General features: G+C 73.6%; 18 protein-coding genes. 6 read left to right on the top strand and 12 right to left on the bottom strand.

The features are described from left to right. Positions 1–166: 166 nt before the first annotated feature. Together Y09_RS02215 and Y09_RS02210 are read left to right on the top strand one after the other, a co-directional pair. Complete coding sequence (locus Y09_RS02215; protein ID WP_053916038.1) at positions 167–1,312, top strand: glycerol dehydrogenase; 1,146 nt, start codon at positions 167–169, stop codon at positions 1,310–1,312. 188 nt (positions 1,313–1,500) lie between these two features. Next, positions 1,501–1,791, top strand: a complete 291-nt coding sequence (locus Y09_RS02210) for a DUF1905 domain-containing protein (RefSeq protein WP_053916024.1) — start codon at positions 1,501–1,503, stop codon at positions 1,789–1,791. A 10-nt stretch (positions 1,792–1,801) separates the two neighbouring features. Here the strand turns inward: Y09_RS02210 and Y09_RS02205 are convergent, their stop codons facing one another. Next, the gene (locus Y09_RS02205) at positions 1,802–2,380 is read right to left on the bottom strand and encodes a hypothetical protein (protein ID WP_053916023.1); all 579 of its coding nucleotides are present in this window, start codon (positions 2,378–2,380) and stop codon (positions 1,802–1,804) included. Between the two features lie 54 nt (positions 2,381–2,434). Next, entirely contained in the window at positions 2,435–3,514 is a 1,080-nt protein-coding gene (locus Y09_RS02200; RefSeq protein ID WP_053916022.1) for a LysR family transcriptional regulator, read from the bottom strand. An 89-nt stretch (positions 3,515–3,603) separates the two neighbouring features. On the opposite strand from Y09_RS02200, the gene Y09_RS02195 reads away from it, so the two are divergent. After that, complete coding sequence (locus Y09_RS02195) at positions 3,604–3,912, top strand: hypothetical protein (protein WP_053916021.1); 309 nt, start codon at positions 3,604–3,606, stop codon at positions 3,910–3,912. Between the two features lie 44 nt (positions 3,913–3,956). On the opposite strand, the gene Y09_RS02190 is transcribed toward Y09_RS02195, so the two are convergent. The 10 genes from Y09_RS02190 to Y09_RS02145 form a co-directional block, all read right to left on the bottom strand. After that, entirely contained in the window at positions 3,957–4,952 is a 996-nt protein-coding gene (locus Y09_RS02190) for a universal stress protein (RefSeq protein WP_010552121.1), read from the bottom strand. A gap of 232 nt (positions 4,953–5,184) precedes the next feature. After that, the gene (locus tag Y09_RS02185) at positions 5,185–8,757 is read right to left on the bottom strand and encodes a S41 family peptidase (RefSeq protein ID WP_053916020.1); all 3,573 of its coding nucleotides are present in this window, start codon (positions 8,755–8,757) and stop codon (positions 5,185–5,187) included. 181 nt (positions 8,758–8,938) lie between these two features. After that, on the bottom strand, positions 8,939–9,883 hold the full coding sequence (locus Y09_RS02180) for an S-layer homology domain-containing protein (protein ID WP_148639485.1): 945 nt from the start codon (positions 9,881–9,883) through the stop codon (positions 8,939–8,941). Then, complete coding sequence (locus tag Y09_RS02175) at positions 9,874–10,821, bottom strand: hypothetical protein (RefSeq protein ID WP_053916018.1); 948 nt, start codon at positions 10,819–10,821, stop codon at positions 9,874–9,876. Before Y09_RS02175 ends, Y09_RS02180 begins: the two co-directional genes overlap by 10 nt. A 205-nt stretch (positions 10,822–11,026) precedes the next feature. Beyond that, positions 11,027–12,676 (bottom strand): alkaline phosphatase, encoded by a 1,650-nt coding sequence (locus Y09_RS02170; protein WP_200716745.1) that lies wholly within the window; start codon positions 12,674–12,676, stop codon positions 11,027–11,029. Positions 12,677–12,929: 253 nt separating this feature from the next. Then, the gene (locus Y09_RS02165; RefSeq protein WP_053916017.1) at positions 12,930–13,847 is read right to left on the bottom strand and encodes an exodeoxyribonuclease III; all 918 of its coding nucleotides are present in this window, start codon (positions 13,845–13,847) and stop codon (positions 12,930–12,932) included. Positions 13,848–14,053: 206 nt separating this feature from the next. Continuing rightward, on the bottom strand, positions 14,054–15,124 hold the full coding sequence (locus tag Y09_RS02160; protein ID WP_053916016.1) for an LLM class flavin-dependent oxidoreductase: 1,071 nt from the start codon (positions 15,122–15,124) through the stop codon (positions 14,054–14,056). A gap of 349 nt (positions 15,125–15,473) precedes the next feature. After that, positions 15,474–15,920: a VOC family protein gene (locus Y09_RS02155; RefSeq protein ID WP_053916015.1), complete on the bottom strand. Its 447-nt coding sequence runs from the start codon at positions 15,918–15,920 to the stop codon at positions 15,474–15,476. A gap of 82 nt (positions 15,921–16,002) precedes the next feature. Beyond that, on the bottom strand, positions 16,003–16,524 hold the full coding sequence (locus Y09_RS02150; RefSeq protein WP_053916014.1) for a ferritin: 522 nt from the start codon (positions 16,522–16,524) through the stop codon (positions 16,003–16,005). A 111-nt stretch (positions 16,525–16,635) separates the two neighbouring features. Beyond that, positions 16,636–17,685 carry a LacI family DNA-binding transcriptional regulator gene (locus Y09_RS02145; RefSeq protein ID WP_053916013.1) on the bottom strand — a complete coding sequence of 350 codons (1,050 nt, stop codon included), beginning with the start codon at positions 17,683–17,685 and terminating at the stop codon, positions 16,636–16,638. Between the two features lie 569 nt (positions 17,686–18,254). Between Y09_RS02145 and Y09_RS02140 the strand changes: the two genes are divergently transcribed. From Y09_RS02140 to Y09_RS02130, 3 genes are all read left to right on the top strand, one after another. Beyond that, positions 18,255–19,283 carry a carbohydrate ABC transporter permease gene (locus Y09_RS02140; RefSeq protein WP_010552131.1) on the top strand — a complete coding sequence of 343 codons (1,029 nt, stop codon included), beginning with the start codon at positions 18,255–18,257 and terminating at the stop codon, positions 19,281–19,283. Continuing rightward, the gene (locus Y09_RS02135) at positions 19,280–20,203 is read left to right on the top strand and encodes a carbohydrate ABC transporter permease (RefSeq protein ID WP_053916012.1); all 924 of its coding nucleotides are present in this window, start codon (positions 19,280–19,282) and stop codon (positions 20,201–20,203) included. Before Y09_RS02140 ends, Y09_RS02135 begins: the two co-directional genes overlap by 4 nt. Before the next feature lie 171 nt (positions 20,204–20,374). Then, positions 20,375–21,775 (top strand): ABC transporter substrate-binding protein, encoded by a 1,401-nt coding sequence (locus tag Y09_RS02130; protein WP_053916011.1) that lies wholly within the window; start codon positions 20,375–20,377, stop codon positions 21,773–21,775. Positions 21,776–21,900 lie beyond the last annotated feature (125 nt).

Raw genomic sequence — 21,900 nt, 5'->3', positions numbered from 1 at the left:
CGCCCTCGCGGCTTGACTCAGAACATAGGGACACCCCCCGGGGGGAGGGACGGCCGGACTTCTCGACCGATCAGAACCCTCGTTGCCGCGCAACCGGGACGGGACGAGGCTGGAGCGCGGGCTCGTGGTCGCGGGCCCGCCCGCCGGCCCGAAGGAGCGCCACGTCATGTCCGAGCTCACCGTCCTCGCCAGCCCGAGCCGCTATGTCCAGGGGAAGGGGGCGCTCGATGCGCTCGGCACCCATATCGCCCCCCTCGGGAGCAACCCGCTGCTCGTCGCCGATGACACCGTCTGGGGGCTCTTCTCCGAGCAGGTCACCGCCTCTTTCGCCGCGGCGGGCCTGCCCGTGGTGCGCGTCGGCTTCGAGCGGTTCGCGACGCCGGATGCCGTCGACGCGCTGGTCGTCGCGATCGCCGCCGACGGCCATGATGTGATCGTGGGCCTCGGCGGCGGATCGAGCATCGACGCCGCGAAGGCGGCCGGGCACCTCGCCGGGATCCGCTGGGCGAGCGTGCCCACGGCGGCCTCCTCGGACGCGCCGACCTCCGCGCTCGCGGTGATCTACACGGCCGAGGGCGAGTTCCACGAGTACCGCTTCTTCCCCCGCAACCCGGACCTCGTCCTCATCGACACCCAGGTCGTGGCCGAGGCGCCGGCGCGCTTCCTCGCCGCCGGGATCGGCGACGCGCTGGCCACCTGGCTCGAGGCGCGCGCCACCCGCCGCGGCACCGCCACGGCGATGGCCGGCGGTCGTCCCACCCTCGCCGGCACCGCGCTGGCGGAGCTGAGCTGGAGCATCCTGTGGGAGAACGCGCTGCCGGCGCTCGACGCGGTCGCCGCGCGCGTGGTCACTCCCGCCCTGGAGGCCGTGGTCGAGGCGAACACGCTGCTGTCCGGGCTGGGGTTCGAGTCCGGGGGTCTCGCCGCCGCGCACGCGATCCACAACGGGCTGACCGCCGCCACGCAGACGCATGGGCTCACCCATGGCCAGAAGGTCAACATCGGCTCCCTCGCCCAGCTCGTCCTCGAGGGCGCCCCCGCCCAGGAGATCGAGGACTTCATCGTGTTCACGACGAAGGTGGGCCTGCCGAACACCCTCACCGAGATCGGGCTGACCCCCGAGGACCGGAAGGAGCTCCGCGCGGTCGCCGAGGCCGCGACGGTGGAGGGCGAGACGATCCACGCGATGCCCTTCCCGGTGACGGCCGACGACGTCCTGGCCGCGCTCACCGCCGTCGAGGGGCTGTCGCGACGCGTGCGCCGGGAGCACGGCCTTCCCGAGCCCGAGCTCTACACCGGCGGAGGTCACTGACCCCGGCTCGTCGGAGCCCGGGGCCGCGTCGGGCCATGTGGGGTGCGGGGTCCGCCCGGGAGGGGTGTCGGGCGGCCCACGAGGAGTTACCGCCGAGTCATGTGCAGTGGTGTTCCGTGGGCGGAACACAGCGACGCATGACTTCTCGGTAACCCCTGGGGGTGGGGCGAAGGCCGGTCGCTCCCGGCATGGACCTCCGCTTCCGGGCCCCGACGATCGAGTGGCGCGGCCCCGCCCCGTTCGTCCTCGCGCGCGTGCCGGAGGAGGAGGCCGACGCGATCGCCGCGATCTCGGGCAGCGCCAGCTACGGCTGGGGCTGCATCGCGGTCGAGGCCCGGATCGGCGACACCGACTTCACCACCTCGCTGTTCCCGCGCGAGGGCGGCTATCTCGTGCCGGTGAAGGTCGCGGTGCAGCGCGCCGAGGGGGTCGAGGTGGGCGACGAGGTCGAGGTCGCCCTCCACATCGAGGAGCGCTGAGCGCGTCGGGTCAGGCGTCCTGGCCGGGCGTGGGGCCGTGCGGGTGGCCGAACTCGTCGGCGTAGCGGGCCCGCAGCTCCTCCCAGCCGTGCTCGAGCGCGTCCATCCCCACGATCCGCTCCTGGTCCAGGCCCTCGAGCCGGGCGTCGAGCACCGCCAGGCACACATGCCACCCGGCCGCGAAGTACTGCGCCTGCTGCGGATCCGGCAGGGTGACCTGCAGGTCGAGCTGCCCCTCGTCGACCATCCAGCCGAGGGTCGCCTCGCCCCAGCGATGGGTGAGCGCATGCTCGCCGGCGATCGCGAGCACGTCGGCGGTGACCGGGTCCTCCTCGGGGTTCTCGCGCGAGAGGGCGGGCCCCGTCGAGGTCAGGGCGCGGTCCGGCACGACGGGTGACCAGCGCGCGAGCTGGGCGGGGTCGGTGAGCGCCTCCCACAGCTGCGCGGCGGTGCCGGCGAGGTCGACCTCCATCACCAGGGTGCCGTCGGCGAGCTCGGCGCGCACGGGCAGATCACGAATGCGGGCGTCGATGGCGGGGCTCTCAGCGGTGATGGTGTTCTCCGCGGCGGCGGGGTGCTCGGCGGTCATGGATCCTCCTCGGTGTCGGTGTCGGTGTCGGGCGGGCCGGGGCGGGCGGTGGAGTCAGAGCGCTGCGGCGGGCGCCGCCGCGTCGGCCTCGACGTGGCCGTCCGTCGCGCCGGAGGGGCCGCTCGTCGCGTCGGACGAGTCGTGCGTCGCGCCGGACGAGTCGCCCGTCGCGCCGGAGGGGTCGCCCGTCGGGGCCGCGCGGCGAGCGCCCGAGGCCAGGTGCACCACGCCCGGGATGGTGCGCGCCCTGTGCTCGGACCGGTCGTGGAGTCGGTCGAGGATGAACCGCGTCGCCGGGCTGCGGGAGACCGCGCAGCGCACCTGCACGCGCAGCCGGCGGCGCGGGCCCGGTCCGGCGAGGGGCACCGCGACCACGTCCGGACGGAGGTCCTCCGCGATCAGCGAGGGCTGGACGGTCACGTAGTCCCCGGTCGCGACGAAGCCGAGCACGGTGGGGAAGTCCCGCGGGTTCACCGCGACGGCAGGGCTGAAACCGGCCGCGCGGCACGCCGCCGCGATGCGCTCGAACCAGGAGGAGTCCAGCGGGTCGTCGGTCGCCCAGGGCTCGTCGGCCAGCTCCTTGAGCGTCACCTCGGAGCGCGACGCGAGCGGGTGGTCGAGGCCGACGATGACGACGTACCCCTCCTCGAGCAGGTCCTGGCACTCCCACTCCTCGGCCCTCTCCAGGGGGAGCCCCTCGCCGACGACGATGTCGAAGCCGTTCGCGCCCACATCGGCATCGGTGCACTCGCGCACGCGGAAGTCGAGGCCCAGCTCGGGGAAGCGTCGGCGCACGTCGAGGGTGAGCTGCGGGATCCAGGTGGCGGCGAAGGAGCCCGCATAGCCGAGCCGGAGCGTGCCGGTGCGCCCGGAGCGCAGGTCCTGCACGGTGCGGTCGAGCGCGGCGAGCGCCTCGAGGGCGGGGCCTGCCTGCTCGGCCAGCGCCCTCCCGTGCGCCGTGACCACGATCCCTCGGCCCGAGCGCTCCACGAGCTCCAGACTCGTCTCGCGCCGCAGGCTGGACAGGTGCTGGCTCACGGCCGACGGGGTGTAGCCGAGCGCCTCCGCGCTCGCGCGGATGCTGCCGGTCTCGACGACGGAGCGGAGGACGCGGAGCTTGAGCGGATCGAGCACGCCGCGACCCTACCTCTGTTCAGTCCGACTGAACAGAGGGGTGCAGATCATCGCTTGTGCTGAAGAGTGTGCGGGCGAAGGATCGAGCCATGACCGCAGCACTCCTCGGACTCCTGTTCATCGTCCTCATCGCCCTCCTCGCCGTCGCCCTCGGATCCCTCACCCGCCTGATCGCCGCCCGGATCGTCACCCCGCGCGAGGAGCACGAGCGCCTCTCCGTCGCCGGGCGGATCGTGCGAGGGAACGCGCTCATCGCCCGCGAGCTCCAGCCCGACGGGACCCATCCCGTCGCCCGCACCGCCGAGCGCGTGGACGGGGCCGTCGCGGATCCCGGGCGGGAGCCGCGGCAGGACCTCGCCGTGCGCTTCCCGGAGATCGCCGCCCACTCGCTGCGCTGAGCGGGCGGCGGCGCCGGGCACGGTCCGTCCGCCGCCGCCCTGGCTCAGCGGGGGCGCCGCCGGTCGTGGCCGATCCGCGAGATGTCCAGGTCCGGCACCACCATCACCGGGCCCTGCGCCCGCTCCAGCAGGCCGCGGGAGACCGAGCCGAGCAGGGCGCTCATCATGCGGCCCCGTCCACGGGTCCCCACCACCGTCAGTCGCGCGTCGCGCGAGCGCTCCACGAGCAGAGCGACGGGATCGCCGACCTCGACCGAGGCGGTGACCGCCACCTCGGGGTTCCGGTCGCGCAGCGCCCGGGCCTCGCCCTCGAGCAGGGCGAGGAGCTCCTCCCGCTGTCGGTCCAGGAACTGCTGGTCGGGCACCGCGGCGAGCGCGGAGCTGGACCAGGTGTCCAGCGGCGGGATCGCCTGCAGCAGGTGCAGCGGCGCCCCGGCAGCCGCCGCCGCCCGCTGCGCGAGGGTGGTCAGCGTGCTGTCCTCGCTGCCGTCCAGCCCCACCACCACGGGCTCCGTGCCCGGCACCTGGGTGAAGCGTTCGCGACCGGTGGTCTCGGGCACCACGTAGCCGGCGGGGACCACCACCGTCGGGCAGTGCGCATGGGCGGGCAGCGCCTCGGAGACCGAGCCCAGCAGGCGCCCCAGGAAGCCGCCCCGGCCGCGAGAGCCGACCACGGCGAGGCGGGCGAGCGCGGAGAGCTCGACGAGCACGCCGGCCGCATCGCCCTGGACGGACTCGAGCGCGACCTCGCCCGGATAACCCTCCAGGTGCGGGAGCGCGCCCGCGGCGACCTGCCGGGACGCGGCCGCACGGGCCTCGTCCTCGGGCACCGGCGGCAGCGAGGCCATGTTCGGGTAGACCATCACGGGCACCGTGAACGCGGAGACCACCGTGAGCCGGCAGCCGATCCCCAGCGCCATCGTCGCCGCGTAGTGGAGGGCCTGGATCGCCTGGTCGGAGCCGTCGTAGCCGACGAGCACCCCGACCGGCCGGGACTCGGGATCGAAGAGCAGGGGAGTGGAGCTGTCGTCGGCGGGCATCGGGGCCTCCGTTCCGGGAGCGCGGCGCGACCGTCGACGGGATGCCCCCATCGGTCGAGCCCGCCGTCGGTACCTCCGAGGGTACGACCGTCCGGCCTGCGCGGCCAGGGCCGAGGTCCCTGACCTCGGCGGGGACGCACCGTCCGGCCCGCCCTCGTGCGACGCCGCCGCGCTCGGCGCGGCCCGCCGTCGCCCGGCCGCGGGTGGGCGCGGCCGGGCGACGGGGGACGGGTCAGCCCTTCGGCGTGCCGAAGCGCGGGGCGGGCAGAGGCGGCGGGACCGCGGCGGGCGTCTGCTCCAGCAGTGTGAGCGCCTCCGTGACGCCGCGGGCGAGCTGCGGGTCGTCGCCTGCTACCCAGGCGCTGGGCGGCAGCCGCACCTCGATGTCGGGCTCGACGCCGTAGTTCTCGATCGCCCAGTCCTCGCCCTCGAACCAGCTGGCGTACTTCGGCTGGGTCACGCCGGTGCCGTCGACCAGGTCGTAGCGGCCGTCGATCCCGATCACACCGCCCCAGGTGCGGGTGCCGATGATCGGCCCGACCTCCAGGGCGCGGGAGACGGCGTTCACGATGTCGCCGTCGGAGCCGGCCTCCTGGTTCGTCACCAGCACCACGGCGCCGCGCGGCGCGAAGGCGGGGTAGGTGCCCGGCCGCTCGTGGCGCGGGTAGTCCCAGGACAGCACCCGACGCGCGATCCGGTCGGTGACCAGCTGCGAGGTGTGGCCGCCGCTGTTGTAGCGCACGTCCACGACCAGGCCGTCCTTCGTCGTCGCCTCGCGCAGGTCGCGGTGCATCTGCGCCCAGCCGGAGGAGACCATGTCGGGGATGTGCAGGTAGCCGAGCCGGCCGCCGGAGAGCTCAGCGACCAGGGCGCGACGCGACTCGACCCACGCCTGGTAGCGCAGCGTCGAGTCGTCGCCGAGCGGCGTGACCGCCACCCGGTGCTCGGCGCCGTCGCGTCCCAGGACCAGCTCGGTCGCCTTCCCGGCGGAGCCGACGAGCGCCGCCTCGATCCCCTCGGGGCCGACGTCGCGGCCGTCCACGCGCAGCACCGCATCGCCCACACGGGCATCGACGCCGGGGGCGAGCAGCGGCGAGCGGGCGTCCGGGTCGGAGGAGTCGCCCGGCAGGATCCGGGTGATCACCCAGCGCCCGTCCCGACGTTCGAGGTCCGCGCCGAGATGGGCCGGCAGCATCGGCGGATCGGCCTTGTACACCCCGCCCTGCACGTAGGCGTGCGAGGTGCCGAGCTCGCCCTGGACCTCCCACATCATGTCCTGGAAGTCGTCCTCGGTGACCAGGCGCTCGATGACCGGGTCGTACCAGGAGGTCATCGCGTGCCAGTCCATGCCGTCCATGTCCGCGCGCCAGTACTGCTGAGCCATGATCCGGTAGTTGTCCCAGAGCATGCCGCGCCGCTCCCTGACCGGGTCGACGGTCAGGCGCAGGCGCCCCGTGTCGATGACGATGCGGGCGGGGTCCTCGTCCTCGGCCTTGCGGGTCGCGGGGACCTGCACCCAGTGCTCGCCCTGCCGGATCACCAGGGTCTCGCCGTCGCCGGAGACGGCCAGGTCGGTGACGTCCTCGGCGAGGACGGTGAGCTTGCGGTCCGCGAGCGACCAGTGCTCGAGGGTCGGCGAGGGGGCCTCGCCCTCGACACCGGCGCGGGCCGAGCCCAGCACCCCCTGCTGGGGGTGGCGCAGCCAGACGAAGCCGCCGGTCACGGCGGTGAGATGCGAGTAGTAGCCGGAGACGACGGGGAAGGGCACCAGGCGCGACTCGACCTGCTCGAGGTCGATGCGGGTGGCCGGCGGGCGGTGCGCGTCCTCCGCCCCGGCGGCGGAGTGCGAGGTCGCGGGACGGGAGGAGGCCTCGGCCGCGGCGGTCGCGGCGGCGCTCGCCGACGGATCGGAGGCCGCGCCCGACGGGGTCCGAGATCCCGCGCCGCCCGCCGGGCCGTGGCCGGTGCCGTCGTCCGCGGAGCCGGAGGCGCCGTCGGCCGCGGGCTTCTCCGGGGCGGGCCCCCAGCCGTCGGGGTGCGGGCCGAAGGGGTCGGGGGTGGTGCGCTCGAGCGGCAGCAGGAAGGGCCGCTCGGCGTTGACGAACCCGAGGTCGAAGACCATGTCGTCGTAGACCGTCTCGAAGGTGCGCAGGCTCAGCAGCGCCAGGTGCTTGCCGTCGGCGCTGAACGCGGGGGCGGAGTCCTGGAACTTCCCGGAGGTGAGCGCGCGACCCGTCGGCTCCTGGTCCTCGGTGTCCGAGATCATCAGGCGCGAGAGCTGCCAGGAGTTCGGCTCGGCCCACACCAGCCAGCGGCCGTCCGGCGACCAGGCCAGGTCGCTGACCTCGCCGCCGCTGCTGCGGCCGATCTCGCGCACGTGGTCCAGACGCGGCGCCGCGACGGAGCGGTCGGCGTCGGCCTCCCAGCCGGCGTCCGCGGCCGTCGTAGCGTGGGCGCCCTTCCCGTGCGACTCCTTGGCGGGGTCCTCGAGGCCGCGCAGGGTCACCAGGCGCACCACGTTGTCGTGGCTGACGATCGCGATGCGGGAGCCGTCGGGCGAGGGGATGGCGTGCAGGATCCGGCCCACCTCGCCCACGGCCAGGCGGATCTCCTCGCCGCCGCCGTCCAGCCGCGCCAGCGCCAGCACGTCGGAGCCGACGCCGCCCTGTTCACGATCCGAGAGGGCCTCCGCATCGGAGACGAACAGGGCGAAGGGGGAGCGGCCGAGCGGTCGCACCTCCCGCAGCCGCAGACCGCAGGCCCCGGCGAGCAGCCGCGCCGGTCCGCCGCGATGGGTGAGGGCGTGCGCGGAGCCGCGCCATTCGACGACGCTCGCGCGCGCGTCGTGCAGCGGCCGCATGGCCAGCAGGTTCTCGCTCGCCGAGGCGGGGCGCGGCAGCCGGGCGGCGCCGACGCCGGAGGCGAGCACCTCGATCTCCCGCGGCGCGGCCTCGAGGGAGTCCATCGCGAACAGGCGCCCGCGCGAGCTGAACACGATCGCGCTTCCGTCGGTCGCGGGCTCGCGCAGGTAGCCCTCCTCCGAGGTGAGGGAGGTGTGGGAGCGCAGGTCCGTGCCGTCGGCGGCGACGGACCACAGGTTCGCCGAGGCGCGATCGGTGAGGGCCGCGCCGGGGCCGGGGGTGTCGGAGGCGAACAGCAGCCGGTCCCCGTACCAGGCGATCCGCAGCTTGGAGGCGAGGATCTCGTCGAGCAGCGGCTCCCAGGAGCGGGCCGCATGCGTCTCGGTGGGCGCGTCCAGCGGCACGTCCTCGCGCGAGAGCCACAGCTTCACGGCCGTGCCGCCCTGGTAGTGCTTCCAGGAGGCCTGGTCGCGGCGCCACGGCGTCGCGACCACCGTGGTGCCGGAGGGGTGGATCGCGACCTCGCCGCTGCGGCCCAGCGGCAGCAGCGTGGTGGTGCCCTCGAGGTCGACGGCCCACAGCTGGGCATCACGTGCGACCGGCGCGGCATAGCTGGTGGTCGCGACGATGCGGCCGTCGGGCAGCCAGCCGACGACCTTCGTGGCGGGGCGGCCCCAGAAGGTCAGGCGGCGCGGCGCGGACTCGCCGGCGACGTCCGCGACCCACACCTCCGGCCCGCCCGAGGTGCGGGAGGTGAAGGCGATGTGGGCGCCGTCGGGGGAGAAGCGCGGGTGGGAGACGGGGGCGCCCTCGTCGGTGAGGCGCCAGGCACGGCCTCCCTCGAGCGGGGCGAGCCACACGTCGTTCGCGGCGGTGAAGGTGATCAGCTCGCCCCGGACGTCGGGGTGGCGGAGATAAGCGGCATGAGCAGGCGTCGTCGGCATGGCTTCCACCCTATGCCGCGGGGCCGACGGGCCGGTGGGGCAGCCGGGTCGGTGGGGCGGCCGGGCCGACGGGGTCGACGGGGCAGCCGGGTCGACGGGGCCGATGGTTCGACGGGCCGACGGGCACCGGCGACCGGCGGGGCGGCCGCGGTGAGGAGCGATCGCGGCGCGGGTGGGTCGCTCAGCCGAGCGCGTCCGCGATGACGCCGTCGGCGCGGTGCAGCACGGCCGCGAGCTCGGCGCGGGTCACCGACTGCTCGCCCTGCCAGTGCGTCGACCCGTCGGGAGCCATCCCGGCGCTGGTCAGCCAGGCGGCGTCCGGCGACAGCTCCGCGGAGAGGTCCCTCCCCTCGGTCCCGCCGGACCCGTCGGCGCCGCCGGAGGGCCAGACCGCGCCGATCCCCGCGAGGGCGGGACGCAGCAGCGCGGCGAGCATCCCCGAGGCGCCCTCCCGAGTCGCGGGACCCTCGGGATGGACCTTCAGCTCGGCATCGCCCCAGAGCGCACCGCGGCCGTGCAGCCACAGCAGCGCGGAGGCCTGCTCCGGGTCCTCGCCGAGGTCGACGATGAGCACCGGCACGTCCTCGAGCGGCACCGCCGGGGTGCCTGCGAAGCGGTGCAGGGCCGCGGCGACCTCGCCCCGGGTCACGACCGCCTCCGGCGAGAAGGCGCCGCCGGCCGCGGGCAGCACGCCGGTGTCGTCCGCCCAGAGCATCGCCTCGAGCCCGGCATCGCCGTCGGCCACATCGGAGAACGGGTTGCTGGCGGGGCCGAGCACTCGGGGGAGCACGACCCCGGCGGAGACCGCGCCGACCACCGCGGCGGCCGCGGCGCCCGCGAGCAGCAGGGTGCGGCGCGGCGGCGCGGACCGAGCAGGGACGGGGCCGACGGGGTGCTGCTCCGGCGCCGGCGCGACGGTCCGCGGCGCGGCCGGGATGGGGCCGGGCTGCACCTCCGGCAGGGCCGGTGCGACGGCGAGGGCGGTCGGCTCCACGGCCGTCGGGGCCTCGACCGGCGCCGGTGCGGGTGCCGTGGGGGTCACGAGCACGGATCGGGCGGCGGCCGGGGCCGGGGCGCCGGGCCGATCGGGGCGCACGCGAGGCGCCGCAGGTCGTCTCAGAGCCACCGCAGCTCCTGCATCCGTCGCACGATCGCCCAGCTCAGCACCAGGTTCCCCCAGCCGTTGAGGTGGATGCCGTCGGAGGCGATCAGCAGCGGCGGCACCACGGCCCGGGCGAGGGCGTCGTGGGTGGTGCCCTGCTCGAGCAGCTGCAGCGGCGCGAGCGGGGAGCTGGCCAGGCCCTCCTCCCCGGTCAGCAGATGCTGCACGTCCAGGAAGTGATCGCGATGAGCTTCCGCGAGCCCGGCGTTGACCTCCGCGACCGCCGCTCCCGTCGCCGAGCCGGCCTCGTCGTGCTCCGTGCACCAGTGGCCGAGGACGAGCGTGTCACCGGGCGCGGCGGCCTCGGCCATCCGGGCGGTGTGCTCGAGCACCCCCTCGACGTCGCGGATGTTGTTCTTCCCCATCCACAGCACCTGCCGCGACCCCTCCGCGATCTCGGCGAGCGAGGAGACGAACACGCCGCCGGTGACCGCGTCCGCGGGGTCCGACGGGGTGAAGTACCAGGTCCCCGAGCTGCCGTCGAGGATCCCGTCGACCCCGTCGACCCGGCCCGGCACCCGGATCGGGCCGGACGGGGCGAGGCCCGAGTCGAGCGTGACCTCGAGGCGGGAGGTGCCCGGCTCGGGATCGCCCCGGCCGATCAGCGTCGGGGTGTCCAGGCCGCGCTGGAGCAGGGTGTGCCGGGACCAGGACGCGCCCACGCCGAAGGGGTGCACGGGAGCGGGGGCCGCCGCGAGCGCGAGGTGCTCGTGGATGCGCACCGGCACGGCGGTCGCCTCGTCGCCGCCCTCGGAGCTCATCGAGGAGGAGCCCCACAGCGTCAGCGCGGGGGCCTCGGACTCCGGATGCAGCAGTCGGCGCGAGGCCTCGGTGCCGGTCAGGGCGGAGGACGGGGAGAGAGGTGCAGCAGGCGCGGCCGGCGCGGCGGCATGCTGCGGCATCACGGTCCTCCGTGCTGGTCTGTGGGGCGAGCGCCCCACCGACGCTCACGGCGCCCAGCTTACTCGACGGGAACCTCCGCGGAAGGGGCGCCGGTGCAGATCACCGAGGGTGGTCGGCGAGCCCGTCGGACCCGGCCCCGTCGGCCGACGGACGGCCTGCGCGCGGCGTCGTGCGGCGCGCGGCCGACGGGGCTCGGGTCGCCGTTCACGCCCGGTGCAGCGCCGGCGCCCCGGCGGGCACCACGTAGGTGCGGTCCACCTGGATCTCGGCGCCCGGCCGGGTCACCTCCGCGAGCGTCTTGTAATCCACGCGCAGCTCCTCGGTCGAGTACTCGGACAGGACGTAGCCGCGCCGGCTCTTGATGTACTTGATGTGCGGGTTCTCGGCGAGCACGTCGTCCTCGCCCTTGGCCTTGTCGCTGCCGTCGCCGCCCGAGGTCACCGCGGTGGTCACCAGCTCCACGCCGAGCGTGGCGGAGTCCGGCTCCCAGAAGTCGGCCTTGAGCTCGTTGGCGAAGTGGACGTGCACGTCGCCGGTGAGCACGACGGGGGTCGCGACCTCGTGCTCGTCCCAGGTGCGCACGATCTGGTCGCGGTCGGCGCGATAGCCGTCCCAGCCGTCCGAGCCGAGCGTCGTCGTGGGCCCGGGGGCGTTGTCACGCTTGGCGAAGAAGACGCTCTGGGCGAGCAGCTGCCAGGTCGTCCCCGCCTCGATCATCCCGTCCTGCAGCCACTGCATCTGGTCCGCGCCGAGGATCGTGCGCGAGGGGTCCTCCTGCTCGTCGCAGTCGGTGAACCACCAGGTCTTCCCGCCGTCGTGGCAGGCCTGGAGATCGCGGTACTGGCGGGTGTCCAGCACGTGGAAGGTCGCCAGGTCGCCCCAGTGCAGGCGGCGGAACAGCTGGATGGAGGAGCCGACGGGGGCGCTGCTGCGCCGCAGCGGCATGTTCTCGTAGTAGGCCTGCTGGGCGGCGATCCGCCGCGCCATCCAGGCGTCGGTGGGCACGCCGTCCTTCGGGTGCACGCCGGCCCAGTTGTCCTGGATCTCGTGATCGTCCCAGGTCACGATCCATGGCGCGGTCGCGTGCAGCTCCTGCAGGTCAGGATCGGTCTTGTAGGTCGCGTAGCGCAGGCGGTAGTCCTCCAGCGTGGTGCACAGACGGTGGGGGTGCTTGCGGATCGTGGAGGAGCCGGCCCCACCCTCGTAGATGTAATCGCCGAGCGCGAAGACGAGATCGGGGCGGTCCTCGGCCGCACGACGGTAGGCGGTGAACCAGCCGCCCTCCCAGTGGGAGCAGGACAGGTGCACCATGCGCAGGTTCCGGCTGCTGCCCGCAGCGGGGGTGGTCAGCGTGCGGCCGGTGCGGGAGACGTGACGGCCGGTGCGGAAGCGGTAGAAGAACTCGGAGTCCGCGGGGAGGTCCTCGAGCTCGACGTGCAGGCTGTGGCCCTCCTCGGGCAGGGCGGTCTCGGTGCCGCGGCGCACGATGTCGCGGAAGCGCTCGTCGCGGGCGAGCTCCCAGCGCACCTCGACGGGCACCGAGGGCATGCCGCCGCGGCCGTCGAGCACGTGCGGGTCGACGGCCAGACGGGTCCACAGCACCACGGAGCTCGAAGTCGGATCGCCCGAGGCGACGCCGAGGGTGAAGGGGTCCTGCCGGCGCCAGGCCCCGTCGTCGGCGAGGGCCGGCGCCGTGCCGAGCACCCCGGCGGCGGTCAACGTGGTCAGCGAGGCGGCGGTGAAGTGGCGCCGGGTCATCCGGCGCCGACGGGCGAGGTTCGCGCCGCGGTCGGGGGCGACGAAGCGGGTGGGCGGGGCGGGCTCGGAGGGGCGCAGGTCGGAGGAGAGGTCCATGGTCGTCCTTGTCCGTGAGGGGGAGGGCGACGCCCACGCTGGCGCGGATGGAAAGGATTTGCGAGAGCGGTGGAGGCGGGGATAAGGATGTCCATCCAGTGCTCACCGGAGCGTGCGCGGGGGTTCACCGGCCCGTCATGGTCGCCCCGGCCGGGACCTCGGACGGTCCTGCGCGGCGCCCCGGTGCGGCACCTGCACCGACGCCGCGGTGCCTCGGCGCCGCACCCGGGGCCCGATCCCCTCGGGGAGGCCCTCAGGCCCAGTCGTAGTCGACGACGACGGGGGAGTGGTCCGACAGGCGCGTGCCCTCGTGCTCCCGGTCCACGGCCGCGCGCACCGCCGAACGCGCCAGGCGCGGCGTGGCCAGGTGGTAGTCGATCCGCCAGCCGGCGTCCTTGGCGAAGGACTGCCCGAGCCAGGACCACCACGAGTAGGGGCCGTCCTCGTCGGGGAGCAGGCGGCGCACCACGTCCACGAGCGTGCGCGGGGAGAGCTGCTGTCCGAGCCACTCCCGCTCCTCGGGCAGGAATCCGTCGGTCTGCTGGTTGCGGCGCCAGGCGGCGAGGTCCTGCCGGGTGTGGGCGATGTTCAGGTCGCCCATCAGCAGGAACTCTCGCCCCTCGGCCGCGGCGGCGCGGCGCGTGCGGGTCAAGTAGCGGGCGAAGCCGTCCATGAACTGCATCTTCCGCGCGTACTTCGCGCCCCCGTCGGGCGCCTCCCGCATCCGCTCCGGACGCTGCAGATGCGCCGGGAGTCCGCCCTTGGGCAGGTAGAGGCAGGCGATCGTGACCGGGGCGTCCGCGAGATCCACCTCGAGATAGCGGCCCTCGGCGACGAAGCGGGAGAGTCCGCGGGCGAGCGGCACCCGGTCCTCGGCGGGGATCGAGGTGAGCGCTTCGTCGGGCGCGCCGAGCAGCGCCGCCCCGCTCCAGGTGCGCACCGCCGCGGGAGGCCGACGGGTCAGCACCGCGACCCCGTTCCGACCCGGCAGCGTCCCGGTCTCCAGCGCCACGTGGAAGTCGCCGAAAGCCCCCTCGGGGAGCTTCGACGCCTGCGCCCGCACCTCCTGCAGCGCGATCACGTCGCATCCGCGCGTGGCGAGCCAGTCGCCGAAGCCCCGACGATGAGCGGCGCGGATCCCGTTGACGTTGGCCGAGGCGATGCGGAGCATCCCCGCAGGCTACGCGGTCCCGTCTCCGTCGGTCTCGTCGTCGCGGGTCAGGCTGCGCGGGCGCTCTACAGCACGACGTGGCGATATCGCCACGTCGTGCTGTAGAGCGCCCATCCGCGCCGGGACCGCACGCCGCGCCAGGTCACGTGCCCGCCTGTCCGTCCGCACGACTGGCCGCCGAGTCTGCTCGGGCCCGGACCGTCGCGTCAGGCGGTGACGGGGTCGCCGACGACGGGGCCCTCGGTGTTGGGCTTCCAGCCGAGTGCTGGCGCGACGTGAGTCGCGAAGTTCTCGAGGATCTCGAGGTTCAGGTCGACGCCGGCCTGGCTCGGGATCGTCAGCAGCAGGGTGTCGGCGGACATCACGGCGGCGTCGGCCCTCAGCTGCTCGATCAGCTGATCGGGCTCCCCCACGTAGGTGCGGCCGAAGGTGGAGCGGGTGCCGTCGATGATCCCGATCTGGTCGCCGCCGCCGCTGCCGCCCGCGCCGAACAGCACCCGGTCGCGGTCGCTGAGGATCGGGAAGACGCTGCGGGAGACCGAGACGCGCGGGACGTGCCTGTGCCCGGCCTCGCGGAACGCCTCGCGGAAGACGTCGATCTGCTCGGCCTGGAGGTCGCCGAAGGAGGAGCCGTTCGCCTCGGTGAGCAGGGTCGAGCTCATCATGTTCAGGCCCTGCTGCCCGGTGCGCTCGGCGGTCGCGCGGGAGCCCGAGCCCCACCAGATGTGCCGGATGAGCTCCTCGGACTGCGGCTCGATCGCGAGCGGGGCGTGCGGGGCGGCGTCGGACATGTAGGGCTGCGCCGCCGCGCGGGTCATCGGATGGCCCTGGATGGCCTGCAGGAAGGTGTCGAACTTCGCCGCGGCGATGTCCGCGCCGCGCGGGTCGGTCGAGCCGGTGTAGCCGAAGGACTCCCAGCCGCGGTCCGCCGCCTCGGGCGCGCCGCGGGAGATGCCCAGCGCCACGCGGCCGTCGGCGATGTGGTCGAGGGCCGCGGCCTCCTCGGCGAGGTAGAGCGGGTTCTCGTAGCGCATGTCGATCACGCCCGTGCCCACCTCGACCCGCTGCGTGCGCGCGGCGACCGCGGACAGCAGCGGCATCGGTGCGGCGGACTGGCGGGCGTAGTGGTGGACGCGGAAGTAGGCGCCGTTCACGCCCAGCTCGTCGGCGCCGACGGAGATGTCGATCGCGTCGTGGAGCATCTGGCGGGCGGTGATCCCGCCCTGGGCGGGATTGCCGCCGTAATGGCCGAAGCTGAGGAATCCGAAGGCACGCATGACCGCACCCTATCAAGTAGTTGAAAACGGAACCAGTGGTGAGGGAAGGATGCCGCCATGACCGCGAGCACCCCCGAGCAGCCGCTCGTCCTGGCCGACGCGCCCGCCTGGCGGCGCTGGCTGCTCGCGCACGAGGCGCACAGCGACGGCGAATGGCTCGTGCTCGCGAAGAAGGGGACCCTCGACCCCACGTCCCTGTCCTATCAGGAGGCCCTCGACGAGGCGCTGTGCGGCGGCTGGATCGACGGTCAGCGGCGCAGCCGGGACGCGGGGACCTTCCTCCAGGGCTTCACGCCGCGCCGGCGACGCGCGCTCGGCTCCGCATCGAGCGCCCGACGACGCCCTGCGATCAGCTCTGCGTCGAGCTGCCGCCCACGACCAGTGCGAACATCACGCCGAAGCGGTCGACGACCTGGCCGTAGTGGTCGCCCCAGGGTGCGAGCTCGAAGGGCATCGCGACCTTCCCGCCGCCCTCGGCGATCCGTGCGAAGAGGGACTTCGCCGACTCCACGTCCTCGAGCCCGATGAGGAAGGAGTAGACGTCCGAGCCCAGCGGCGGCAGCTCGTCGCCCGGCCCGCCGATCGCGTCGCCGCCCGAGACGGTGAACAGGCCGCCGGTGAGCGTGCCGTGGGCGACCGCGCCGCGGGGCGGAGTGAAGGGGAAGCCCGAGAGATCCGGGATCTCGTCGTAGGTCATCATCTCCAGCTCGCCGCCGAACAGCTCCTGCCAGTGGGTGAGGACCTCCTGGCCGTTGCCGGGGAAGGCGACGTAGGGCGAGTTCTGCGGCTGCGGCATGCTGACCTCCGGGTTCGTCGGCGGGCGGCGACGTCGCGGCCCGGGGCGTCAGTCTTCCACGCTCCGGGCCGCGAGGGGAGGCTCAGTCCTCGTCGGCCTCGGTGGACTCGGTGGGACGGGAGCCCAGCTCGGCGTCCAGGCGCAGCAGGCCGGAGCCGTCCTCGCCGATCAGCTTCACGCGGCCGATGATCTCCGAGACCGTGGCCTCCTCCTCGAGCTGCTCGTCGACGAACCAGTTCAGCAGCGGGCGGGCATCGTAGTCGCCCTCCTTGTCGGCGCTGCGGTAGAGCTCGCGGATCGCCTCGGAGACCTTCTCCTCGTGGGCGAGGGCGGCCTCGAAGATCTCCAGCACCGAGAGGCCGGGCTTGACTCCGGGCTCGACGATCGTGCCGATCGCGGCGTGGTTCCCGCGGTCCGAGACGTGCTGGATGAACTTGTTGGCGTGGACGATCTCCTCGTCGGCCTGGTGGCGCAGCCACGCGGCGATGCCGGGGAGGTCCTGCTCATCGGCCTCGATGGCGAGCTGGCGGTAGGTGATCGAAGCGGCGAACTCCAGGGTGATCTGGTCCTGGAACTTCTTCTCGAGATCGTTGCTCATCTTCATGGGCACGACGGTAGTCCTCCGACCCGTCGTTGTCACCCCTGGTGAGCCTTCCCTGACCTGCAATGATGTGCTCCGGGCAGGCTTGCCTGACCCCGCGCGGCCGAGCGCGGCTCAGCTCCGCAGACGAGCGGGCACGGGCCCGAGGGTGCGTCCGGGCACGAGCTCCCCCTCGACGAGCGTGTGCTGCGCCGGCGGTGGGGCGACGGCGAGCGGGCCCTCGGGGTCCTCCTGCGCGTCGACGAGCAGCTCCTCCATCCGCTCGACCGCCCGGGCGGCCACCTCCTCAACGGGCAGGCGCACCGTCGCGAGCCCCACCAGGTCCAGGCCGTCGCCGAGTCCGTCGAAGCCGAGCGTGCTGACGTCCTCGGGGATGCGCACGCCGCGTGCGGCGGCGGCCCGCAGCAGATCGAGCGCGACGTAGTCCACGGGGCAGACGATGCAGCTCGCGCCCTCCTCCTTCGTGGTGTCCAGGGCGCGCACCACGCCCTGCTCCACCGGCAGCAGGTCCACGGGGAGGATGGAGATGCCGAGCTCCGCGCACCGCTCCACCAGGCTGCGGATCCGCAGGTCGAACACGCGCGAGTAGAGCAGCGGCGCGGTGAGCACGACGACGCGTCGGTGCCCGTGCGCGGCGATCTCGTCGGCGACCGCGCGGCCGTGGGCGCGCTCGTCGTAGCTGATGGACTCGATGCGGGGGTGCTCGTTGGGGCGGCCGACGATCATCAGCGGCACCGAGGTCACGGTCTCCACGAGGTCCTCGGCGGCGGTCACCCCGGTGCCGACGAACACCCCGGCGACACGCTGGCCGAGCAGGCGCCGCAGCCCGGCCACCTCGGCGGTGCCGTAGTCGTGGCGGGAGGCGGTCACGGAGATGAGGGTGCGCCCCGCCCGCTCGACCGCCCGGTTCGTCTCGGACAGCAGGTGCCCGTAGGCGGGGTTCGTGCCGTCGCGGATCAGCAGGCCGAGCTGGCGGCCGTGGCGCATGGCGAGTCCGCTGGCGACGAGGTTGTGCACGTAGCCCAGGCGTGTGGCGGCCTCGTGCACGGCGATGAGGGTGTCGGGGGAGACCCGCTCCCCGTCGTTCTGGAAGACCCGCGAGACCGTGGAGCGGGAGACCCCGGCCGCACGGGCGACGTCCTCCATGGTGGGCTGGTGCGGCATGGCGGCTCCTCCCGGTCCCGGATGCCTCGGGGTGCTGCACGAGCGCTCCGGTGCGCGTCGCGTCGGCGGCTGGTCCGGGGCAGGATAGCCCGGCCGGAAAGGCGCCGCGGACCGCCCAGGTGACCTGCAGGTGAAGACCGGGGGAGGGGGGCCGGAGCGCGACCGGGCCGACGACGAACAATCGGCACCGGAACGATGAACTTCCGGTGGACGCGCGGCGGACCGACGGTGCCCAGGGGTGCTCGGAGACCGGCCCGGAAGGTCATGGGAGCGCTCCCACCTGCGAGGTCAGGCGCTGTTCACGGTCGGTTCACCGAGCTCGACGGCTCCTTGGCGGATCGTCCCGCACCTTCCTACGGTGGCCTCGTCGAGAACGCCGGCGCCCGCCCCGCGGCCGCCCGGGTCCTCGATGTGCCCGCTCCCGGATCCCGATCCTGCGCAGCGGGCGAGGCGGACCCTCCGGTCCGCCGACGGCCGCCCGCCCCCGGGCAGGGCGCGTCCGTCGCGCAGCCCGTCGTCCCCCGACAGCCCCTCGGAGCTGTCCCGACCAGGAAGCTGGGAGCGCTCCCATGACTACCCCCGTCCGCACCCACGGCCCGGACCGCACGGCCCCCGCCGCTGCCGGTGCGCCGCCGAGCGAGGCGACCGTCGAGTCCGCGCCGGCCGGCGCAACCCCCGCCGCGCAGCGGCCCGCGCGTCGGCGCTCTCCCCAGCGTCGCCGCCGCGCCCGTCGCGACGCGCTGCTCTTCCTCGCGCTGATCGCCCCGAACTTCCTCGCGATCATCGTCTTCTCGTACTACCCGGCGCTGTACAACATCGGGCTGAGCTTCTTCGAGTGGGACTTCGTCGAGCCGGTCCCCGAGTGGGTGGGCGCGGCGAACTACGTCGATCTGTTCACCTCGGCGAGCTTCGGCCAGGTCCTGATGAACACGCTGATCTTCACCGGGGTCAGCGTGGTCGGCTCCCTCGTGCTCGGCCTGCTGCTGGGCAGCCTGCTGGCCACGAAGGTCCCGTTCACGGGCTTCGCGCAGACCATGGCGTTCGCGCCGCACATGCTGCCCGGCGCCGCCGTCGGCATCCTGTGGCTGTTCATGTTCGACCCGAACTACGGCCTCTCCCGCTGGGCGTTCTCGCTGTTCGGTGCGGACTCCCCGGCCTGGACCACGACCTCGGACTGGTCGCTGTGGTCCATCACCATCGCCTACACCTGGCAGCGCCTCGGCTTCGTCACGGTCATCTGCTACACGGCGATCCTCGACCTGCCGAAGGACCTCTACGAGGCCGCGGCCCTCGACGGCGCGCACGGCTGGAAGCTCTTCCGCCACCTGACCCTGCCGCTGCTGAGCCCGATCACGTTCTTCCTCTCGATCACGGGCATCATCTCCGCCGCGCAGGCCTTCGACATCATCTCGATCATGACGGGCGGCGGCCCCGGGACCTCCTCCAGCACGCTGAGCTGGATGGTCTACGAGCAGGCCTTCCAGAAGTTCGACATCGGCAGCGCCTCGGCCGCCGCGACCGTGCTGCTCGCGATCCTCCTGGTCATCACCTACGTGCAGGTCCGCTACGGCGAGAAGAAGGTGAACTACGACTCATGAGCACCCTGAGCTCCGCCCCCTCCGCCCAGCTCCCCGACGGGACGGCCGCCCCCGAGGGCACCTCCGTGCCCCGCAACACCGGGCGCCGCCGCGGCCCCCGCCGCCCGGCCTGGGCGACCGCGCTGCTGGTCCTCGGCGTCCTCGCCACGATCGCGGTGTTCCTGGTGCCGCTGTACTGGCTGTTCTCCTCGGCCCTGAAGCCGCACCAGGACATCTACACCTGGCCCCTGCAGTGGATCCCCACCGAGCTGACGTTCTCGAACTTCGTCGGTGCCTGGGAGGCCGCCGCGTTCGATCGTTTCTTCCTGAACTCGATCATCACCACCGGCGTCGGCACCGTGCTCGAGATCGTGCTCGCGATCCTGTCCGCCTACGCCTTCGTGTTCGTCGAGTTCCGGTTCAAGAAGGTCGTGTTCGGCCTGATCGTCGCCTCGCTGATGCTGCCGGGCCACGTGACGCTGATCGTCAACTACATCACCGTGGCGAACCTCGGCTGGCTGAACACCTACGCCGGGATCATCCTGCCCGGCATCGCCAGCGCCTTCGCGATGTTCCTGATCTACCAGTACATGCGCACGATCGACAAGGACATCCTGCAGGCCGCGGAGATCGACGGCGCCGGCCACATCCGCCGCATGCTCACCATCGTGGTGCCGCTGTCGAGCCCCATGATCCTCACCACCAGCCTGATCGTCATGGTCGGGAAGTGGAACGAGTACGTGTGGCCGCTGATCGTCACCTCGACCGAGGACATGCGCACCCTCCCCATCGGGCTGCTGTTCCTGCGCAGCCAGGAGGGCTACAGCAACTGGGGCGTGATCATGGCCGGCGCCGTGTTCGTCTCCCTGCCGATGCTGATCCTCTTCTTCCTCGCCCAGAAGCGCATCATCGGCGGCCTCGCCGCCGGCGCCATGAAGTGAGGCCGACGGGACGGCCCCGCGCCGTCCCGACCGTCCCGGGCCCGAGCGGCCCGCCCCCGAACCCGCCGGACCGGGCGCACGAGCGCTCGGCCCCGGTCCCGCACGACCCGACGACCCCGCCCGACCGCACCGGAGCCCTCCGGTCCGGCCCGTCTCCAAGGAGCGATGCACATGTCCCGCAGCCCCCTGAACCTCTCCCGCCGCACCATGATGGCGGCTCTCGGCCTGGGTGCCGGCGCCGCCGGCCTCGCCGCCTGCGGCGCCCCGAACGGCGGGGGCGGCGGCAGCGCCGACGGCTCCGTCCGTGACGGCTTCTCGCAGGCCGACCTCACCGTCCCCTCCGAGTACGAGGGCCGCACCCCGGTCCTGTTCTGGGCGCCCTTCACCGGGGTGAACTACGAGGTCCTCGCCAAGCAGTTCGCGGCCTTCAACGAGTCCCAGGACGAGATCGTCGCGATCGCCGAGTCCGTCGGCGGCTACGCCGACCTCAACCAGAAGTTCACCGCAGCCCTTCAGGCCCGCACGGTCCCGGACATCGTCTGCTTCCCCGAGATGCAGTGGCTCCAGTTCTACAACTCCGACGCGCTCGCACCGCTGGACAGCTACTTCGACGACGAGTGGAGCCTCGACGTCTACATCGACAACTACGTCGCCGAGGGCAAGGCCGCCGGCGAGACCTTCGTGGTGCCCTTCGCCCGCTCCACCCCGCTCTTCTACTACAACAAGACCCGCTACATCGAGGCGGGCCTGCCCGAGGAGGGCCCCGAGACCTGGGAGGACCTCGCCGAGTTCGCGCCCGAGCTGGCGAAGATCGAGGTCGAGGGCCGTCCGCTGGCGGCGCTCGCGGTCGGGGCCGACGATGCCTGGTACGCGCAGGCCGACATCTGGGGCTTCGGCGGCGCGAACGCGAACGAGGACTTCGCGGTCACGATCAACGAGGACGCGGGCGTGGAGTGGCTGGAGTGGCAGCGCAAGTTCATCCACGAGGACAAGTTCGGCTACATGGCGCAGGCCGCGGGCACCGACTTCGCCTCCGGCATCACCGCCGGGATGCGCGGCTCGACCGCCGGGCTGACCGGCACCACCGCCGCCACCGAGGGCGTCTTCGAGGTGGGCACCGCGTTCATGCTCTCCAAGGAGGGCCAGGAGAAGCAGGTCCCGACCGGCGGCTCCGGCCTCTCGATCGTGCGCAGCGACTCCCAGGACCGCCAGGACGCCTGCGCGGAGCTGTTCCGCTTCCTCGCCCAGCCGGAGAAGTCCGCCGAGTGGCACGCGGGCACCGGCTACGTCCCGATCGTGAAGGCCGCGGCCGACACCCAGACCGTCAAGGACCTCGTCGCGGAGAACCCGAACTACGGCGTCGCGCTCGCCCAGCTCGAGAACGCCCGCACCGCGGACTACACCAACTGGGATCAGGGCTCCGTCACCGAGATCGGCGCCGCGCAGGCGCAGGTCTACGGCGACGGCGCCGATCCGAAGAAGGTGCTCGACGCGCTCGCGGCGACTCTCCAGGAGACCCTCGACGACAACCGCGAGGACTACGAGGCCGTGGAGTTCGAGGGCTGGAACTGAGCGTGCTGCCCTGAGCGGGTCCCGGTCGCCGCGGCGACCGGGACCCGCCGTCCCCGGGGGCGAGCCGTGGCGGCCCGCCCCGGCCGCTCGCCCTGCCGACCATCCCACCCAGGAGAACCACCCCT

This window comes from Brachybacterium sp. SW0106-09, from assembly GCF_001293905.1.
GTDB classification, from domain to species: domain Bacteria; phylum Actinomycetota; class Actinomycetes; order Actinomycetales; family Dermabacteraceae; genus Brachybacterium; species Brachybacterium conglomeratum.
The sequence above is the reverse complement of the archived record's forward strand: the minus strand, read 5'-3'. Positions and strand labels throughout refer to the sequence as shown.

Excerpts from the sequence above, each read along its gene's own strand:
- Y09_RS02155 (WP_053916015.1), bottom strand. The coding sequence starts at position 15,920 with ATGCCGCAGCCGCAGAACTCGCCCTACGTCGCCTTCCCCGGCAACGGC.
- Y09_RS02190 (WP_010552121.1), bottom strand. The coding sequence starts at position 4,952 with ATGCCCGCCGACGACAGCTCCACTCCCCTGCTCTTCGATCCCGAGTCC.
- Y09_RS02175 (WP_053916018.1), bottom strand. The coding sequence starts at position 10,821 with ATGCCGCAGCATGCCGCCGCGCCGGCCGCGCCTGCTGCACCTCTCTCC.
- Y09_RS02145 (WP_053916013.1), bottom strand. The coding sequence starts at position 17,685 with ATGCCGCACCAGCCCACCATGGAGGACGTCGCCCGTGCGGCCGGGGTC.
- Y09_RS02185 (WP_053916020.1), bottom strand. The coding sequence starts at position 8,757 with ATGCCGACGACGCCTGCTCATGCCGCTTATCTCCGCCACCCCGACGTC.
- Y09_RS02130 (WP_053916011.1), top strand. The coding sequence starts at position 20,375 with ATGTCCCGCAGCCCCCTGAACCTCTCCCGCCGCACCATGATGGCGGCT.
- Y09_RS02140 (WP_010552131.1), top strand. The coding sequence starts at position 18,255 with ATGACTACCCCCGTCCGCACCCACGGCCCGGACCGCACGGCCCCCGCC.
- Y09_RS02210 (WP_053916024.1), top strand. The coding sequence starts at position 1,501 with ATGGACCTCCGCTTCCGGGCCCCGACGATCGAGTGGCGCGGCCCCGCC.
- Y09_RS02135 (WP_053916012.1), top strand. The coding sequence starts at position 19,280 with ATGAGCACCCTGAGCTCCGCCCCCTCCGCCCAGCTCCCCGACGGGACG.
- Y09_RS02160 (WP_053916016.1), bottom strand. The coding sequence starts at position 15,124 with ATGCGTGCCTTCGGATTCCTCAGCTTCGGCCATTACGGCGGCAATCCC.
- Y09_RS02170 (WP_200716745.1), bottom strand. The coding sequence starts at position 12,676 with ATGGACCTCTCCTCCGACCTGCGCCCCTCCGAGCCCGCCCCGCCCACC.
- Y09_RS02150 (WP_053916014.1), bottom strand. The coding sequence starts at position 16,524 with ATGAAGATGAGCAACGATCTCGAGAAGAAGTTCCAGGACCAGATCACC.
- Y09_RS02215 (WP_053916038.1), top strand. The coding sequence starts at position 167 with ATGTCCGAGCTCACCGTCCTCGCCAGCCCGAGCCGCTATGTCCAGGGG.
- Y09_RS02205 (WP_053916023.1), bottom strand. The coding sequence starts at position 2,380 with ATGACCGCCGAGCACCCCGCCGCCGCGGAGAACACCATCACCGCTGAG.
- Y09_RS02195 (WP_053916021.1), top strand. The coding sequence starts at position 3,604 with ATGACCGCAGCACTCCTCGGACTCCTGTTCATCGTCCTCATCGCCCTC.
- Y09_RS02165 (WP_053916017.1), bottom strand. The coding sequence starts at position 13,847 with ATGCTCCGCATCGCCTCGGCCAACGTCAACGGGATCCGCGCCGCTCAT.